This is a genomic window from Streptomyces sp. WMMB 714, assembly GCF_900090125.1.
GTDB classification, from domain to species: Bacteria; Actinomycetota; Actinomycetes; order Streptomycetales; family Streptomycetaceae; genus Streptomyces; species Streptomyces daqingensis.
This window is the reverse complement of record NZ_FMHJ01000011.1, coordinates 115,000-132,526: the sequence shown is the minus strand read 5'-3', so window position 1 is coordinate 132,526 and position 17,527 is coordinate 115,000. Positions and strand designations below refer to the sequence as shown.

Genomic DNA, 17,527 nt, shown 5'->3' with positions numbered 1-17,527 from the left:
TACCTGCTCGCTGCAACTGTCCGAGGAGGAAAGAGGTCCTGCATGAGCCGCCGCAAGGTCGTCCTGACCGGCCTGGGTTCCCTGTTCACACTGCTTCTCGCCCTGGTGCTGATCGGATCCCTGCGCGACATCCACGTCGTGACCGTCACCCGTGCGACCACTGCAGACCGAGACGTCCTTTGGGAACTCTGGGCGGACGTGCCTGCCCGCACAGACTGGGACGAGGGCCTGGAACACATCAGGCTTGACGGCCCGTTCGAGGCCGGAACCAGCGGCGAGGTCAAGGTCGAAGGGCAAGATCCGATCGATTACGAGATCGTCGAAGTCACGCCCAAGAAGAGCTACACCGATCGCTTCGACAGCCTGCTGGGGACACACACCGACTGGCACCACGGGATCGAACCGAACGATGAAGGCGGCTACGACGCCACCTGGCGTTTGGAGGCCCGCGGCCCGATGGGCCTCATATCGCTACCAGCTCTGAAGAGCATCTTCGGCGAGGAAGTCCCCGTGGCTGTCGACAAGTACGTCGAACTGGCGGAACAGCGGAGTGGAGTCAACCCATAGGACGCGCTCATGACGCACCCCAATGCGCCGTTCTCATACGAAGGGCGTCGACGGCTCGTCCACCGCTGCCAGCGGCGTCCGATCGCACACGTCGCCGCCGAGATGGGCATCTCACGTGCCTGCGCCTCGAAATGGGTCAACCGCTGGCGCGCTGGGCTGATCGACCGACCTGGCGACGCGAGTACAAGTGGTCGGCCCAACGCATCACCGACGAGCTCGCCGAACGGGACGAAGCCCTACACCCCGCAGCACAACGGGAAGGTGGAACGTCACCAACGGATCTTCGCCGAAGAACTGCTATACGCCCGAGAGTTCACCGGCGAGGACGCCCGCTCAGCCGCGATCGCGGTCTGGAACATCCACTACGACTACCACCGCCCCTACAGCGGAGCCGGCGGACGACCACCAGCCACCCGACTCCGCCAAGGTGTCACCAACGTCCGGCCCTCATACACGTAGACCCCGCCCCGGGCTGTGCAGAAACGTTGCCGCTCGGCGGCGTCCGCACCGAAGGCGACGGCGGACGCGGAAGAGGCCGGGCGAGGCGCCTCACGTACGATCCAGCCCAGGGACAGCGCGCCTCCCCTGCCGCGAGACACCCCTCCGGCCACCGGAGAGAGGCGCGCCGACGGACGTTTCCCGGGGATCGGATGCTCGAGCCGTACGAAGTGAAGGCCGCTCTCGGGCTACGCGAGATCACGACGCCGTCGCGCGGGGCCGAGATCCGCGAGACGCAGCTGTGCGGCGACAGCTGGACCGCGCCCGCGGAGCCCCTGGAGAACACCCTCCTCGTCGTACCGGACGGCGCGCGCTGGCCGCTGCACGACCCGTGCGCGCGGCTCCGCGAACTCGCGAGCCGCCAGACGGCCGGCGTGGTCGCCGTCCCGCAGCACGCCGGGCGGCTGGCCGACGCGGCCGCCCGGTGCGGCGCCCCGCCGATACTCGCCCCGTCCGGCCGCCACATCGGCGCGGCCGAGCTGAAGTCCCGCCTGGACCGGCGCCTTTCGGACGCCGCACGCCTCCACCAGGCGCAGAGGAGGGCCGTCTCCCGCAGGGCGGCGCTCCTCCACACCCAGGAACGCGGCCCCGGCGGGCTGCTGGACCTGCTCGAGGAGCAGACCGCCGCCCGCGTCGTCCTCCTGGAACAGGACCCGCGGACGCGCACGTGGGACGTCCACCGCCAGGACCGGGCGCACCCCGCACTCACCCCGGACGAGCAGCGGACGCTGGACGCGGAGAGCGAATTCCTCAGCCGGCTCACCGGGCGCTCGGCCACGGCGAAGTTCACGACCGCCCGGCACGCCGCTCTCGCCTACCGCATCGAGTCGGGCAGCCCGCGCGCGCAGGTCCTCCTCGCGCTCCGCACCTCCCCCTGGCCGCGCCGGGTGACCAGGCTCCTCGAACAGGCCGTGGAGAAGGCCGAGTTCCTCATGCAGCGGCAGGACCTGCTGGCCAGCCAGTACGCCGTACGCGCCCAGGTGCTGCGGCACCTCCTCGACGGGAAGACCGCTCTGGCCGCCCGTGACGCCTCGTCACTGGGGCTGCCGGACCTGTGCGGTTCGCCCGCGGTGCAGGTGTGCGTCGTCGAAGCGGCACCGGGCGAACCTCTCGCCCCCCTGTCGGCCGCCGTGCAGGACGCGCTGCGAGGCGACTGCCTCACCGTCGTCGACCCCGACGACGAGCGGCGCCTCATCGTGCTGCGGCAGGCGTGGTCGCCCGACGCGGACGAGGGCGCCGCCGCCGAGCAGCTCCAGCCGCTCGTCGCCTCCGTGGCCGGACGCGCCACCGGAGTCAGCCGCCCCGTCCCGTGGCCCGCCACCAGGAAGGGCGTCGACCAGGCGTCGGGAGCGCTGCTCACGGCGCGGGCACGCCTGGACCGCGTAGCCGTCGGACGGCTCGGCGCCTCCATCGCCGACGCCCTGCCCTCCGGCGCCGAGCACTGGTCGCGCGTGCTGCTGCGGCCGCTGAGCGCCAAGTACGACGGGCCGGAGCTCACCGGGCGGCTGGAGCAGTGCCTGACCACCCTCACCACGCCCTCCTCCAGGAGCGATCCGCACCGCAGGACGGCACGCCGCCGGCTCCGCGAGGCCGCGGAGACCGTGGGCCTCGTACGCCCGGACGAGCCGCTCACCCTCGCCGCCTCCGCCGTCCTCTACCTCGCCATCCGGATCCGCGCGCAGTGCCCTCCCACCGCGGTCGAGGGCGAAGTGCCGCCACTGCGCTCCCTGCTCACCGCCCGCGAAGGACGCGCGCACGCCGAACGCCTCTTCCGCGGGCTCCCGCTCGCCGCCCGCGGCTTCCTGCGGACCTGGCTGCTACAGCACCAGGCGCACCAGGGACGTACCGCGGAAGCCCTGGGCGTCGGCCGGAACCGGATTCCGGAGCGCATCAAGAAGCTCGCGGCCGAACTGCCGCCCCGCTCCCTCACGCTGTCCCAGCCCGGAAGCTTCCGCTTCGAGCTCTATCTGGCGCTGCTGGCGGCAGGGGAGCACGCGCCCCTGCCCGACCCGGTGGCGCAGCAGGTTCCGGCCGCCGCCGAAGCGGACCGGCCGGGTCAGCCGGACGAGCCCGCCGTGCCGGGCCGGGGCCGCCCCGCGCCGTCCCGTCCGCGGCCCCGGCACGACCAGGCCGCCCTGACGAGGCCCCGCTACCCCCTGCCGGTCTCCGCCGACGGGCACCGGCTGAAGAGGGTGTCCGTGGCGAACGTCTACGACGAACTCCTCGGCGGCGACGCCGTGTACCCGGAGGACAGCGAGGTCGCCCGGCGCATCGAGCGCGTCTTCCCCGCCAGGCCCTGCGCTGTCGGCGTCCAGCGCTTCCTCGGCCGGGCCCTGCGTGCCCTCGTCGACGAGGGGGTCGAGCAGTTCCTCGACGTCGGGCCCGGCAACCCCACGGACCCCGGCGGCCATGTGACGGCGCAGAGTCTCGTCCCGCACGCCCGCTACGTGGCGGTCGACAACGACGAACAGGTCGTCGCCCACTGGAGGAACGCCCTGCGGGACGAGCCCGGCACCCCGGAGGGCCGCGCCGCCTGCATGACCGGCGACGCGACCCGTCCCGGCGAACTCCTCGCCCTGCCCGGCCTGTTCACGACGGAGGACGTCCCCGGAGTGCTGGACCCGGACCGCCCCGTCGGTCTCCTGCTCGGCGCTCTGCCGTCGTTCCTCGGCGGTGGGCGCACCCGCGGCATCGTCCGCCGCCTCATGCAGCCGCTCGCGCCCGGCAGTTGCGTCGTCATCGCACACGCCACCGCCGACTTCACCGGCGACACCATGCCCGAGTCGGCGAGGATCTGGGCCGACAGCGGCGTCACCGTCAACTTCACCGGCCGCGACGGAGTGGCGCAGCTCGTGGCGGGCCTCGACGTCCTCGACCCGGGCATCGTCGCGGCTCCCCGCTGGCGGCCCCTCCCGGACGCTCCCGTACCCCTCGACTCCGAAGTGGGCATGTACGCCGTCGTCGCACGGAAGCGGCGTACATGCCTCGACGGCCGTGCCCCGACCAGGACGTGCGCCCGGTAACGGACCCGCCGACCGGTTTCTGACCCACATGCACAGGCCCCGCCCCACATGCACGGTGCAAAGCGGACACCGGGCGGATGCCGCCGCGATCAGGACGGCTGCCCGGCCTACCAGGCCCTCGTCACCCGGACGTAGCGTCGTGCACGGCACAGGCCGACGGTCCGACAAGGGGGGAGCCGTTGTGCGTGGTGAGGCGGGGCCCGTGACGGGTACGCCCCGCCTCGGCACGACGGCGCCGGCGTCAGCAAGTCTCTGCACCGGCTTCCGGCGCCGAGCCGGCTCGTCCGCCTGCCTTCCCGGGGCGGCTGCTCCACCGCCAGGGCATCGACAGCCGCCCCGGGCCCACGCCTCTCCCCGTTCCTCCCGGCGTCCTGCTCCCGGCGTCCTGCTTCCGGCGTCCCGGGAGAGGGCCCGCGCCGTCCCGCTACGGCAACGCGCGGGAGACGGCCGGAGAGCGCCCCGGGCTCCGTGATGCAATGGCGGGAGATCCGACGCCGCGCGGCCGGAACGGCCGGCGAGAACTACCCACAGGACCACCCGTGCGTGAATATCTGCTGACGCTGTGCGTCACGGCCGCGGTCACCTACGTCCTCACCGGCCCGGTGCGCAAGTTCGCCGTCGCCGGCGGCGCCGTGCCGCAGATCCGCGCGCGCGACGTGCACCGCGAACCGACGCCCCGGCTGGGCGGCATCGCGATGTTCGGGGGGCTGTGCGCGGGCCTGCTGGTGGCCGGCCGGCTGACGAACATCCGCGAGGTCTTCGAGACGACGAGCGAACCCCTCGCCCTGCTCTCGGGCGCCTCGGTGATCTGGCTCATCGGCGTGGTGGACGACAAGTGGGGGGTGAGCGCGCTCCTCAAGCTCGGCGGCCAGGTGGTCGCCGCGGGAGTGATGGTGCTCCAGGGACTGATGGTCCTGTGGCTGCCCATCCCCGGGGTCGGCCCGGTCTACCTCGACGAGAAGCAGGGGATGCTCGTCACGGTCTTCCTGATCGTGGTCACGATCAACGCCGTGAACTTCGTGGACGGTCTGGACGGGCTCGCCTCCGGCATGATCTGCATCGCCGCCACGGCGTCCTTCATGCACGCCTACCGCATGTGGTACGGCTACGGCATCGAGGGAGCCGCCCCCGCGACGCTGTTCGCCGCCGTACTGATCGGCATGTGCGTGGGCTTCCTCCCGCACAACCTCCACCCGGCCCGGATCTTCATGGGCGACTCCGGGTCCATGCTCATCGGTCTCGTGCTCGCCGCGAGCGCTGTGTCGGTGACCGGCCAGGTGGACCTCGACCTGCTCGGGGAGAAGGTGGGCACCCGCGAGGCCACTCACGCGATGATGCCCGTCTACATCCCGCTGCTGCTGCCGCTGACGGTCATCGCCCTGCCGGTCGCGGACCTCCTCCTCGCCGTCGTGCGCCGCACGTGGAACGGCAAGTCGCCCTTCGCTCCCGACCGCGGGCACCTCCACCACCGGCTGCTGGACGTCGGGCACTCGCACCGCCGGGCCGTACTCATCATGTACTTCTGGTCGGCCCTGATCGCGTTCGGGACGATCGCGTTCTCCGTGGACAGCCGGAGCGTGTGGGTCGTCGCGGGCATCGTCGGCGCCAGCACGGTCGGTCTCGCGCTGCTGCTGCTTCCGCGCTTCGCGCCGGGCTGGGCGCGGCGGCTCCTGTCCCTCCGCGTCAGGCGCACCGCCCCCGCGGGCACCCCCGGGGGCGCGGACCCCGCTGCCCCGGGCCCCGCCGGGGCGGAACCGGCGACGGCGAAGCCCGCCGCGGCGGAACCGGCGACCGCCGCGGAACCGGCCGCCGCCGAGGAGACGGGAACGCCCCGGGAGGACGGGCAGAGGACGTCCTCGCTGGCCGGCGACTGACCGGGGCAGCACGGCGGGTACGAGGCCGAGGGCGTCATCCGCGGGCCGGTGCGCCACCGCTCCCGCACCCGCCGGCGCGCTGCCGGACAGCGGTCGGCCCGGGCCGCCCCGCCCCCGTATTGCCGCGGGGGCACGGCCGTTCGTACGCTCCGGTCACCGTGCCGGGCGAGCGGCCCCGGAAGACCGAATCCTCGTGAGGAGCCCCCGTGAGCTTCGAACCGTCGCCCGAGCCCCCGCAGTCCGCCCCGCGGCCGGGCGGTACCGGCCCGGCCCCGCAGGACGCGTACTACGCGCCGATGCCTCAGGGCCCGATGCCGCAAGGCCCGGTGCCGCAGGGCCCGGTGCCGCCGCAACCCCACCCGCCGCGGCCCTGGACCGGCCCCGGGCAGCCCGGTGGTCCGCCGACGGCAGGGCGCCCCAGCGGCGTCGGGATGGGCGCGGTCGCCGTGATCATCGGCCTGCTCGCGTGCGTGGTGCCGCTGCTCCCGTTCAACGTGCTCGCCGAACGGCGGTACGTCGTGCTCCCGCTCGCGCTGGGAGGGCTCGTCCTCGCGGCCGGAGCCGCGAGCGGGGGCCGCCGGGGCAAGCCGCTGGCCGTGGCCGGGATCGCCGTCTGCGCCCTCGGCTCGCTCCTCGGCCTCTGGATGCTCTTCATGGTCGTGTGACGGGGGCGGGGGCCGGGCGGACCCCGCCCCGTGCCGTCCCGTCGGCCGCAGTTACGCGAGCGGCGCGGCCAGGGCCTCCGGCAGGCCCGCCCGTCGGAGTGAGCCGGCGACGAATCCAACGGCCTTCAGCTCTTCGACGAGGCCGCGGAGGAACGCGACGGTCTCCGGCCGCCGGGTGGCAGGGGTACCCACCGCCTGCCGAATCTGCATGAACGCACCCTCGATCAGCCGGACTTCCGGATGGGCCGCGGCGAACTCGGCCATCGGCTGCCTGATGCCGGCCGCGACCTCCAGGCCCTGAGCGCGGAACTCGTCCACACCCTCCTCGCCGCGCACGACGCGGGCGTGCTCGAGGGTGCGGGAGAGGAAGAGGTCGTAGGCGGAACCCTGCTTCACACCGATACGCACGCCTGCGCTGTCCACGTCCTCGATCGTCATGACGGCCGACTCCCGGGGCACGGCGAAGACGCCCTCGATGACGACATACGGGGCGGTGAACGCGACCTCCGCCTCACGGGCGGGGTCGACGGCCAGGAAGCAGAGGTCGGCCCGGCCCGCCGCCATCGCCTCGTACGACTTCCGTGCCGCGTCGAAGCAGGCGAACTCCACGGGCACGTCCAGCCGAGCGGCGACCTCGTGCGCGATGTCGACCGTGATCCCGGAAGGGGCCGCGGGAGTGCCCTGAGCCAGCACCGGATTCCCCAGATTGATCGAGGCCCGCAGCACACCACCGGGTGCCAGATCCTCGATGACTGCGCTCGTCACGACCACCATGGCCGGAGTCTAGGCCGCCCCACCGACAGCGGATACGGGGCCGGTGACGACCGGGCCGGGCCCGACGACGACCGGCCGGCGGAACCGCGGCGTGAAGGAGCGGCGCTCAACACCCCGCCCGTCACAGCCACATGGCGTCGCTGACGGACCCGAGGCTGGTGCCGGAGAGACGGCGGTGCAGGGTCATGGCCTGATCCTCGGTGAGTGAGGCGACGTGGTCCGCCGCCGCGCGCAGGGGATCGCCGTGCAGTTCGAGCTCCTCCGCCCTGTCCGTGGGGAGCAGCCGCGGCGACTCGTAGGTCCAGCGCAGCAGTTCGGAGACGATGCGCTGCTTCCCGTGCTGCTGGGTGGCGAGCGCCGGGCGGTCGATGACGTAGCACCAGACCAGCTCTTTCAGCAGGTCGCAGGCGGCCCGGCGCCCCGGCGGGACAACGAGCGCGGCGCTGTAGCGGATCGCGGCCGGCCCGTCGACCTCCAGCTCGATGTCACGGGTGAAGTGGTCGATCAGCTGAGCCGTCCGGGCGTTGACGGCGACGTCGTCCTCGTGGCGCCCGGCGTAGGGCCCCGGCACCGACATGGCCTTCGCGACGTCGGCCAGGAGCTCCACTGCCTCCTGGCGGTCGAACGGGTCGCCTGCCAGACGGCGCTTGGCCTCCACGTAGTCCAGGAAGCGCTGCGTCTCCCGCTCGGTCTCGGCACCCGCGGCGCCCGGGGACGGGAAGAGCGCGGCAAGCGGGATCAGCCCCGTCCGGTAGAAGTCCTCCACGTCGTGGCAGGCGTAGGTGACGTCGTCGGCCCAGTCCATCACCTGCTCCTCCACCGGCACCGCGTCGTCGCCGCGGCCGTCCCGCACCCACGCGAACGCCTCCCGGTCGACCGCGTAGACGCCCCACTTCGCGTGCCGTGCGGGATCGCCGTCGCGAGGGGCGCGTTCCCAGGGGTACTTCGTCGAGGCGTCCAGGCAGGCGCGCGTGAGGTGCAGCCCGCGATGGCCCGGGTACTTGTGGGCCGCGAGGAACGTGAGGATGTGGAGGGTCTGGGCGTTGCCCTCGAAGCTGTCGAGCAGGCCGCCCGCGAAGTGCAGCTCGTCCATCGTCGCCCGCAACGCGGTCTCCCCGGCGTGGCCGAAGGGCGGGTGGCCGATGTCGTGCGCCATGCAAGCCGCTTCGACGAGCGCCGGGTTGGGGCCGCCGTAGCGCCGCTCCAGACGCTCGGCCATCCGCCGCCCGAGCTGGGCGACCTTCATCGAGTGCGTCAACCGGGTGTGGTACGCGCCGAGTTCACCACTGGCGACGACCTGGCTCTTCCCCGCGAGCGCGCGCCACTGCGTGGAGTACAGGATCCGGTCCACGTCGTGCTCGAAAGCCGACCGCTGCCCGTCGTCCGCCACCCGGCGGCGCAGGGAGTGCTGTTCCAGATCCTCGTCGCTGTAGTGAGCCAGTCTCATGACGGGATGGTAGTGCGGTGACGGGCGGCGTGCCCGCACGGGAGCCGCCTGCCCACGGGTGACGACGCGGAGCGGCCGGTCCACGAAGGCGGGCCACGGAGAGCCCCCTCCCCTCCTACGATTGAGCGCGCGGCAGCAACCTCACCCGGGAGAAGGGCAGTTGTCATGACCGAGGAGTCCTTCGGAATCGACCAGACGAAGCCGAGCATCGCCCGCGTCTACGACTACCTCCTCGGCGGCAAGGACAACTACGACGTGGACCGCGCCATCGGCGACAAGTTCAAGAACGACCTGCCCGGTTCGGTGGCCATCGCACACGCCAACCGGCAGAACCTCATCCGGGCCGTCGCGGAGATCGCCCTCGCGGGGATCGACCAGTTCATCGACGTCGGCAGCGGCCTGCCGACCGCGGACAACGTCCACCAGGTCGCGCAGCGCCACACCCCGGACGCCCGCGTGGTCTACATCGACAGCGACCCCATCGTCCTCGCCCACGGCCGCGCCCTCCTGGAGGAGAACGCGCGCACCCGCGTCATCCAGGCCGACGTCCGCGACCCGCGGAGCATCCGGGAACATCCCGAGACCACCGGCCTGATCGATTTCGAACGTCCGGTGGCCGTGATCCACAGCGCGGTCCTGCATCACGTCAACGACGACGAGGAACCCGGCGCGATCGTCCGCTACTGGCGGGAACAGGTCTGCTCCGGCAGCTACTTCTTCATCTCCCACTTCCGCAGCGGCGACAACCCGGAGACCCGTGAGGCCGAGGCGCTGCTGCAGAGCACCTTCGGCCGCGGACGGTGGCGGACGGACGAGGAGATCCGCGGCCTGTTCGACGGACTGGACCTCCTCGAGCCGGGAATCGTGCCCTGCCCCCTGTGGCGGCCGGAAACCGTGGCGCTGAGCGGCGAGTTCGGCCAGACACGGGGCGAACTGACCGTGTGGGAACGGCTCATCGCGGGAGGCCTGGCCCGCAAGCCGTGAACTCGGCGCCGCCAGCCCGGACTTCCGACGGACGTTCCGATCGCGCTCGCGCGGGACGGGGGCGGGGGCGGGGGCGGCCCGCCCGGAGCAGGCCGAACCCCTCCCCGGATCGACCGCCGCCTACGAGCGCAAGCGTTGGAACGCCCGAGTGCTCTGGGCATCTCAGAAACGCTCTCGTGGAGTCATGTTGCAGCGGCGATCCGGCAGTACTTCGAAGAAGCCTTGGGGAATCAGAGAATCCTGGTGTCGCTGAATCTGGCAGATACATGTGCGAGCTGACTCCGTCTACGGGGCTGCGGCAGGATGGGAGCCGGTATGCGGGGATAGAGACACCCGTAACGCGCGGCCTGTGACCGTACCTGTCGCACCCCCCGCTCCGTAGGAAAGACGGCGTTCGTAGCCCCGACTTCTTCGATGAAACCGCGTTGTTGAAGCGCTTTCCAGGTTTCCTCGTCACTCGGGTCTTCTACGTGATGAAGCGTTCCTAGTCGCCAGTTCGTGTTGTAGAGCTGCACCACGGCACGCCACTGCCTGCCGTTCATGGCCTCCACCAGGAAGCGGTTCAGGGTACTGGCGACGGAGGCAGGTGCTGTCTCTATGCGGTTGTTCAGGGCCAGCACAGCGGCCCTTGCCCGCTCGCCTGCCCGCGCGGATTGAGCATATGCGGCCTCGGCTTCACGAGCGGCACGGTCCGCCAAGAGCTGCCGATACTGGCTCAGTTCGTAGTTGAGAAGGCGGCAGACAACCCCTATGGAACGGCGAAGTATCCCCGCTATTGCTTGCAAGTGGACGTCGCTCGCATCCACCACGGCCGGTACATGCTTATGGCCGGCTTGATGGAACAGTTCAGACAGATGATCGGCGATCTGCGTGCGGCGCGCCGTGGCTACGGGATGCTGTTCCAGCGCCCGTTGGACCAAACGAAGCGGTTGATCAAGGGCAGTTGACAGCCGGAGCGGCAGAGTCCCGTCGTCCCGGACCGGGAGCAGCGCTTCGCGCTCAATATCCCGGTACGCAGCCCGGCTGATTCCGAGGTCTGCAGCAAGCTCAGCTGCGGTGCGCCCGGTGTGGTACCGCATGTCGCGAATCGCGTAGTAGCCCGCATCCGAGACGGAAAGCTGCTTGGGGGGCACACCCAGCACCGTTGCAAGGTCGACTATGCGCTTGGGCTCGGGTATCGACCGCTCGCTCTCATAGGCGAGGATGCGTGCTTTCGAGGTTCCGACCAGTGCGGCCAGTTCCTGGGCACTCAATGGACGCCCGTGCGCACCTTGCTTGTTCAGCCGGAAGCTGCGAAGTGCTGCTCCGTCAAAGTCTGCGACACCACGTCCCACTGACATCGGCCCCCGACACGCTTGGCATGTGCCCCGTCAGGGTACCGTCTAGCGTCAGTTTCGTGCGCAGGTGTGTAACTCTCAGGAGTGAGTGCTAAGAAGTTCGCAGGTCATGGCAGGGGGGCGGTATCGTTTAGGTTCAGTATGGGTTCCCAAAGTGGGTACATGCACGGCACTGTCTGTGCGGGCGCAGTGCGTCCGCGACAAACTGTCACCAGGGGCCTTCCGGAAGAGGGCCCTGTCTAGAGGTACCGAAGACAGAGGACCCGCGTCCACGGGAGCCAATCCACGAACGCGGGTCCATGCCGGCTTCGGTTTCCCGGCGGCGAGTGAGGCTAAGTCCTCACTCGCCGTCGTTATGCACAGCCACGAGAATCCGGATGATCCAGGCAACTGCCTTGGCGATCAACCAGATCCGCGCCCGTCGCTGTGCGACACCGCGGTCCGGCCCCTCGTGGCGTCCGCAAGGCGGAACATCGCCGCTCCCGTCCACCGGGTCGGGGGTCTTGTGATCCCCGGCCACCGGACGCTGAACGTCGTCGTCCCGCTCGCTTGGCCTCGTGGAGTCAGCCATCGAACCTCGCTCTCTTCCGTTGTTGCTGGGTCCGGGCGGTGCGCCCGATCGGAGCCCATCGACACCGGATCGAAAGAGAGCTGAAGCGACTCTACCGCGCGTAACGCGCCGTCAATGCAACGGCGAGACTTGGCAGTTGACGACCTGAGGTTGGTGTTCACACCTGCACCTCTGTTTCGACTGCACGCAAGAGCGAACAACCAATCAATTGTGCGATCATCATGGCGGTCGCCTTGCAATCAAAGGCATGCAAGGTCGCAGGAGGCGGAAAATAAGGCCATTGTTACTCATAGGTAAGAAGCGGATCACACGCCGCACACCTCGCGTACACCATCCCGGGGAGGCCGGCGACGCCGTTGCTCACGGAAAGTGATCATGATGGCGTGGTCATCTCAGGGCGGTGGAGGAGGGCGGTTGGTGTTGTCGGCTTGAGGGGACCTTCGCGTGCGGTCCACTGCATGTATCCCAGCACTCGACGCCCCAGAGGAAACGGAAGCCGGCAGTTCTCTGCTCGATGACGGGTGCGACTGATGTCCTGCCATCATCGAAGACAAGGCAAGTGCAGGGCAGTTGCTCTTCCATGAGCGCCGCCTACCTATGGCCGGGGCGGTGGTGGTCCGAGGAAGGTTCGCTGTCAGTGCGCCGAACGGCTCGGGCGGAGGCGAGAAGCTCCCCCGGCGAGGGCGACCGATGTCATGGCTGAACTGGTCGAACCCCCTGGCAGGCCAGGTGGCGAAGGCGATGCACTCGCCTCGTCCAGCCGGTACGGGAGTGGCTGAGGGCGTAGTGCTGCTGCGTTCGCCGACAGAATTCTGCGGTGAATGGCCCATCGCCGTCCGACGGCTGGCTCGGATCATGCCCGCGAAGATCTGCGATCTTCGCCGTGGCTTCGTCGCACGTTCCCAGAAGGCCGCACAACACGCCTCAGGGCCGGTGTCTTATGCCGAGACACCGGCCCTGAACTGCTACTTCATCTGTCGGGGTGGCGGGATTTGAACCCACGACCTCTTCGTCCCGAACGAAGCGCGCTGCCAAGCTGCGCCACACCCCGAAGCAACGCGCACTACTTTAGCCCAGCCGGACGCTCAGGCGAAATCCGGTTTCCGTGCGACTACCAGCCGCCGCCGGGCGGCCCGGGGCCGGGATGAGCTGCCTTGTCCATGCGTGGCGCTCCGGCACCGCCGCGATCACCGGTCGGCGTCCACCCCCAAGCCTGCGGCCTTGGCACGTCCCCCAGGTCGGCTTGGCACCGCGGTGCGCACCGTCGCCGGAGATCTGTCCCCGGGCCCGCGTCCCAGCAGGCCCACCAGGCCCGATCGCCCGGGACAAGCCCGGCCCTCACGAACCCGCATGCCGAGCCCCACACTGTCCCCAGCGATCACGACCGGCCGCCCAGGACACGACCGATCGGCCAGAGCAAGGTCGCCGCGGCGAGGCCACGGCACGGCAGACCCGTCAGACCAAGCCGCAGAAACCGCCCCGTCCAGGCCGCCAGACCAAGCCCGCCGAGGTCAGGTGATCAAGGCCGGGCGGTCAGCGTCAGCAGCGTCGCTTCCGGTGGGCAGGCGAAGCGCACCGGTGTGTAGCGGTTGGCGCCGCAGCCCGCGGAGACGTGCAGATAGGACGTCCGTCCGCCCGCTCGGTGGCTGGAGAGGCCCTTGACCCGCCTGGTGTCGAGGTCGCAGTTGGTGACGAGCGCCCCGTAGAAGGGGACGCACAGCTGTCCCCCGTGGGTGTGACCGGCGAGGATGAGCGGGTACCGGTCGGCGGTGAAGGCGTCGAGTACGCGCAGGTACGGAGCGTGCACCACCGCCAGCGAGAAGTCCGCGTCCGCCTGGGGGCCGCCGATGACGGCGCTGTAGCGGTCCCGCTTGATGTGGGGGTCGTCGAGACCGGTGAGGCCGATCTCCTGACCGGTTTCGAGTTTCAGGCGCCCGCGGGAGTTGCTGAGCCCGACCCATCCGGCCTTGTCGAAGGCGTCGCGCATGCCTTCCCACGGGTTGTGGACGGCGCCGACGGCGGGCGGGTTGCCGTTGAGCCCGTGGCGTCCGCTCGCTTTCTCCAGCAGGTAGCGGGCGGGGTTGCGCAGCTTCGGCCCGTAGTAGTCGTTCGAGCCGAAGACGTACGCGCCGGGCAGCTCCATGAGCGGGCCGAGCGCGTCCAGCACCTCGGGGACGGCCTCGGGGTCCGAGAGGTTGTCGCCCGTGTTGACGACGAAGTCGGGACGGAGCCCCGCGAGGGACCGCAGCCAGCGCTGCTTCATCCGTTGCCCGCTCACCATGTGGATGTCCGACACGTGCAGTACGCGCAGCGAGTCCATGCCGGGCGGCAGCACGGGGACGGTGACGCGTCGAAGGCGGAAGGACCGGGGCTCCACGACCGTCGCGTAGCCGACGCAGGCCGCGCCGAGTGCCGTCAGGGTAAGCGGAATTCCGTATCGGGCGCGCATGTGCCCATGTTCGCAGACACGGCCCGCGGCCCGCATTCGCCGCCGCGGGCGGGACGCGGCCGCCGCGTGGATGTCCGCTGCGCCGATATCCACGGGTGCGGCGCGCGGGGCATGAGAGATGATGGCCCCTGAATCTCTGGAGGACACGAAGACGCTATGACTACGCTCAAGTCCCGGCTGCAGGACGACCTGACCGCAGCGATCAAGAAGCGCGACGAGCTGCGCTCCGCCACCCTTCGCATGACCCTCGCAGCGATCACGAAGGAAGAGGTCGCGGGCAAGTCGGCGCGTGAACTCACCGACGACGAGGTGCAGTCGGTGATCACCCGGGAGGCGAAGAAGCGCCGGGAGGCGGCGGAGGCGTTCGCCGGCGGCGGGCGTACCGAGCAGGCCGATCGCGAGCGCGCGGAGGGCGAGGTGCTCGCCGACTACCTGCCGAAGCAGCTCACGGACGAGGAACTGGACGCGCTGGTCGGTGAGGCTGTGGCCGAGGCGCAGGCCGGTGGCGCCGAGGGGCCGCGGGCCATGGGCGCCGTCATGAAGATCGTCAACCCGAAGGTGGCCGGACGGGCGGAGGGCGGCCGGGTGGCCGCCGCCGTCAAGAAGCGGCTGGCGGAGGGCTGACGCTCCCCGGCGTGGCTGCCCTGCCGCGACCGTCCGACGGACGGTACGGCCGCCGGGCAGCGAGGCCGTCGCGTACGCGTGAGGGGCGCCCCCATGGGGACGCCCCTCACACATGAACCGCACGGCTTCTGCGGCCGGGGACTGCTGCCGCCGGGACGTCGGCGCCGCTGCTAGCGGCCGCCCGGCCCGCCGCCGCCCCGGCCGCCGTTGCCGTTGCCGCCGAACGGGAACCCTCCGCCGCCGTCGGCGGTGCCGCCGCCCGCACCCGCGTTGGAGCCGCCTCCGGGACCGCCTGTCGCGCCGGTGTCCGCGCCGCCGTTGCCGCCGCCGCCGATGAAGTCCGGCGGAAGCGTGATGTCGGGCCAGGGGCTGTCGTCGTCCGGCGGCTTCGGCTTGTCGCGCCCCTTGTCCTTGCCCTTGCCGTCCCGGATGGGGATGAGGTTGAAGTCCGGCGCGGGCTCGCCCGCCAGAGCGCCTGCCATGGCGTCCCGCCAGATGGGGCCCGGGACTTCACCGCCGAAGACCTTGTCGTGGTAGACGCCGCCGATGCTGATGTTCGTCATCTGCGTCTTGTGCGCGGGGTCCCCGACCCAGACGGCGCCGGACATGTTCGGCGTGTAGCCGACGAACCAGGCGGCGTAACGCTGGTCGGTCGTACCGGTCTTGCCCGCGCTGTCGCGCCCGCTCAGCCCCGCCTTCTTCCCCGTGCCGTCCTCGACGACTCCGCGCAGCAGCGAGTTGACGGTGTCGGCGGTGCGCTGGCTCATGGCCCGCGTGCACGAAGTCTTCGGGACGGGAAGCGACTTGCCGTCCGCGTCGGTGATCGACTTCAGGGCGACAGGCGTGCAGCGCACCCCGCGGTTGGCGAAGGTCGCGTAGCCCTCGGCCATCGTCAGGGGGGACATCTCCTGCGTGCCGAGGGAGATCGACGGCACCTGGTCGATCTTCTTGCCGTCGGCCCGCTGGATGCCCATCTTCTCCGCCATCTCCGTGACGGGGCAGACGCCGGTCTCGCTGATGAGGGAGACGAAGTAGGTGTTGACCGACTTCGCGGTCGCCTCCTTCATCTCGTACGGGCCGACCTCGCGCCGGTTCTCGTTCTCCACCGGCGCGCTGCCGTTCCACTGCCCCTTGCAGGTCTGCACAGGGGAGGGGTACTTCATCTTGTACGGCGAGGGGTACTTCTTGTACACGCTCATCCCGCGCTCCAGCGCGGCCGCCGCGATGACCGGCTTGAAGGTGGAGCCCGGCTGGTAGCCGGCGCCGCCGCCCATGTCCTGGTCGACGGAGAGGTTGATCTGCGTCTCGTTCTTGCCGAAGCCGTACGGTCGCGACTGACCCATCGCCAGGATGCGGCCGGTGCCGGGCTCGACGATGGACGCGGCCGTCGCCACCTTGTCGGACTTGTTCACATGGCCCTTCACCGAGGCCTCGACGGACTTCTGGGCCTTCGGGTCCAGGGTCGTCCTGACCGTCAGGCCGCCCTGGTTCCAGCGCTTCGCGCGGGCCTTGGCCGTCTTGCCGAACGCCGGGTCGTTGAGGACCACTTCGCGTACGTAGTCGCAGAAGAAGCCGGCGCCGTGCGAGGCGGTGATGCAGCCGTTCCGCGGCTTGCTGACGTCCAGGCCGAGGGGCTCCTTCCGTGCCTCCCGGGCCTCCTTCTCGCTGATGTGGCCGAGCGCCTCCATACGGGAGAGCACGGTGTTGCGCCGCTTCTCGGCCGCGTCCTCGTGCTGGACGGGGTCGTACCGCGCGGGCGACTGCACGAGCCCGGCCAGCAGCGCCGACTCGGCCAGATCGAGTTCCTTGGCGGGCTTGGAGAAGTAGCGTTGCGCGGCGGCCTCGATGCCGTAGGCCTGCTGCCCGAAGAAGGTGATGTTGAGGTAGTTCTCGAGGATCTTCTTCTTCCCGAGGCTCTCCTCGACCTGGATCGCGTACTTGAGTTCCTTGATCTTCCGGCCGATGGTCTGCCGGGTGGCCTGCGCGACCTTGTCCGGGTCGTCGCCCGCCTCCTCCACGAAGACGTTCTTGACGTACTGCTGGGTGAGCGAGGAGGCGCCTTCCTCGACCTCGCCGTTCTGCGCGTTGCGGTTGAGGGCGCGGAGGATGCCCTTGAGGTCCACGGCGCCGTGCTTGTAGAAGCGGGCGTCCTCGATCGCGACGATGGCCTTGCGCATCGTCGGCGAGACGTCCTTCAGGTCGACCACGGTGCGGTCCCGCGAGTAGATCTTCGCGATCTCGCCGCCGTCCGCGTCCAGGATGGTGGTCCGCTGACTCAGCGGCGGGCGCTTGAGGTTGGCGGGCAGCTCGTCGAAGCCCTCGACGGTGCCTTTCGCCATCAGACCGAGGCCGCCGGCAGCGGGCAGCGCGAGTCCTGCGAGGACCGCACCCGCCAGCACACTGACCCCGAGAAACTTGGCCGCCTGCTGCGATGCGGGCACGCCTGCGCCGCTCGACCCCTTCTTCACCATGCCGATCAGCCTACGTTCTCAATTGCCGGACAGGGGAGCCTCTGTTCGCCTAAGCTGATGGGCACATCGAACCTCACACCGTCATCGCGGCATCGCACCGCAACTGCCTCATTCCTCACTCCTGTGAGTGATGAGGATTGTCCGGAACAGCGCCAACTGTCGTGATGTGTCTCGCAAGTCGCGCCCCATCGCTTTCGCGGTCCACCTGCTTCGCCTTCGAAGTCCCAGGTTGTTACCGAGTCA

Annotated in this window: 12 protein-coding genes, 1 tRNA gene and 2 pseudogenes; 8 read left to right on the top strand and 7 right to left on the bottom strand. The window is 70.4% G+C overall.

All coding sequences use genetic code 11. From position 1 onward, the window contains the following. Positions 1–42: 42 nt before the first annotated feature. The 6 genes and pseudogenes from H181DRAFT_RS20275 (at position 43) to H181DRAFT_RS20255 (ending at position 6,627) form a co-directional block, all read left to right on the top strand. A complete protein-coding gene (locus H181DRAFT_RS20275) occupies positions 43–567 on the top strand; it encodes an SRPBCC family protein (RefSeq protein WP_045865969.1) in 525 nt (174 codons plus the stop codon). A 9-nt stretch (positions 568–576) separates the two neighbouring features. Then, positions 577–777: pseudogene (locus tag H181DRAFT_RS30020) on the top strand (leucine zipper domain-containing protein); the annotation flags it as partial. A 30-nt stretch (positions 778–807) separates the two neighbouring features. Next, positions 808–1,026: pseudogene (locus H181DRAFT_RS30015) on the top strand (integrase core domain-containing protein); the annotation flags it as partial. Between the two features lie 191 nt (positions 1,027–1,217). Further along, positions 1,218–4,088 (top strand): SAM-dependent methyltransferase, encoded by a 2,871-nt coding sequence (locus tag H181DRAFT_RS28520; protein WP_052708659.1) that lies wholly within the window; start codon positions 1,218–1,220, stop codon positions 4,086–4,088. A 539-nt stretch (positions 4,089–4,627) separates the two neighbouring features. Beyond that, positions 4,628–5,962, top strand: coding sequence for an MraY family glycosyltransferase (locus H181DRAFT_RS20260; RefSeq protein ID WP_078895866.1), 1,335 nt, complete (start codon positions 4,628–4,630; stop codon positions 5,960–5,962). 206 nt (positions 5,963–6,168) lie between these two features. Continuing rightward, entirely contained in the window at positions 6,169–6,627 is a 459-nt protein-coding gene (locus tag H181DRAFT_RS20255) for a hypothetical protein (protein ID WP_045865968.1), read from the top strand. A 51-nt stretch (positions 6,628–6,678) separates the two neighbouring features. On the opposite strand, the gene H181DRAFT_RS20250 is transcribed toward H181DRAFT_RS20255, so the two are convergent. After that, entirely contained in the window at positions 6,679–7,401 is a 723-nt protein-coding gene (locus H181DRAFT_RS20250; RefSeq protein WP_045865967.1) for a transporter substrate-binding domain-containing protein, read from the bottom strand. Positions 7,402–7,522: 121 nt separating this feature from the next. Next, positions 7,523–8,848, bottom strand: a complete 1,326-nt coding sequence (dgt, locus tag H181DRAFT_RS20245) for a deoxyguanosinetriphosphate triphosphohydrolase family protein (RefSeq protein ID WP_254666920.1) — start codon at positions 8,846–8,848, stop codon at positions 7,523–7,525. A gap of 165 nt (positions 8,849–9,013) precedes the next feature. Here dgt and H181DRAFT_RS20240 point away from each other — a divergent pair, with 165 nt between their 5' ends. Then, on the top strand, positions 9,014–9,832 hold the full coding sequence (locus H181DRAFT_RS20240) for an SAM-dependent methyltransferase (RefSeq protein WP_045865966.1): 819 nt from the start codon (positions 9,014–9,016) through the stop codon (positions 9,830–9,832). A gap of 230 nt (positions 9,833–10,062) precedes the next feature. Here H181DRAFT_RS20240 and H181DRAFT_RS20235 read toward each other — a convergent pair whose 3' ends face one another. The 4 genes from H181DRAFT_RS20235 to H181DRAFT_RS20220 form a co-directional block, all read right to left on the bottom strand. After that, on the bottom strand, positions 10,063–11,085 hold the full coding sequence (locus tag H181DRAFT_RS20235; protein ID WP_254666919.1) for a helix-turn-helix domain-containing protein: 1,023 nt from the start codon (positions 11,083–11,085) through the stop codon (positions 10,063–10,065). A 424-nt stretch (positions 11,086–11,509) separates the two neighbouring features. Further along, positions 11,510–11,740: a hypothetical protein gene (locus H181DRAFT_RS29515; RefSeq protein WP_045865965.1), complete on the bottom strand. Its 231-nt coding sequence runs from the start codon at positions 11,738–11,740 to the stop codon at positions 11,510–11,512. 977 nt (positions 11,741–12,717) lie between these two features. Next, positions 12,718–12,791: transfer RNA gene (locus H181DRAFT_RS20225), tRNA-Pro, on the bottom strand. A gap of 468 nt (positions 12,792–13,259) precedes the next feature. Further along, positions 13,260–14,189: a metallophosphoesterase gene (locus H181DRAFT_RS20220; protein ID WP_045865964.1), complete on the bottom strand. Its 930-nt coding sequence runs from the start codon at positions 14,187–14,189 to the stop codon at positions 13,260–13,262. A gap of 156 nt (positions 14,190–14,345) precedes the next feature. Between H181DRAFT_RS20220 and H181DRAFT_RS20215 the strand changes: the two genes are divergently transcribed. After that, entirely contained in the window at positions 14,346–14,813 is a 468-nt protein-coding gene (locus tag H181DRAFT_RS20215) for a GatB/YqeY domain-containing protein (RefSeq protein ID WP_045865963.1), read from the top strand. Positions 14,814–14,983: 170 nt separating this feature from the next. Here H181DRAFT_RS20215 and H181DRAFT_RS20210 read toward each other — a convergent pair whose 3' ends face one another. Further along, on the bottom strand, positions 14,984–17,284 hold the full coding sequence (locus H181DRAFT_RS20210) for a transglycosylase domain-containing protein (RefSeq protein WP_045865962.1): 2,301 nt from the start codon (positions 17,282–17,284) through the stop codon (positions 14,984–14,986). Positions 17,285–17,527: the final 243 nt, after the last annotated feature.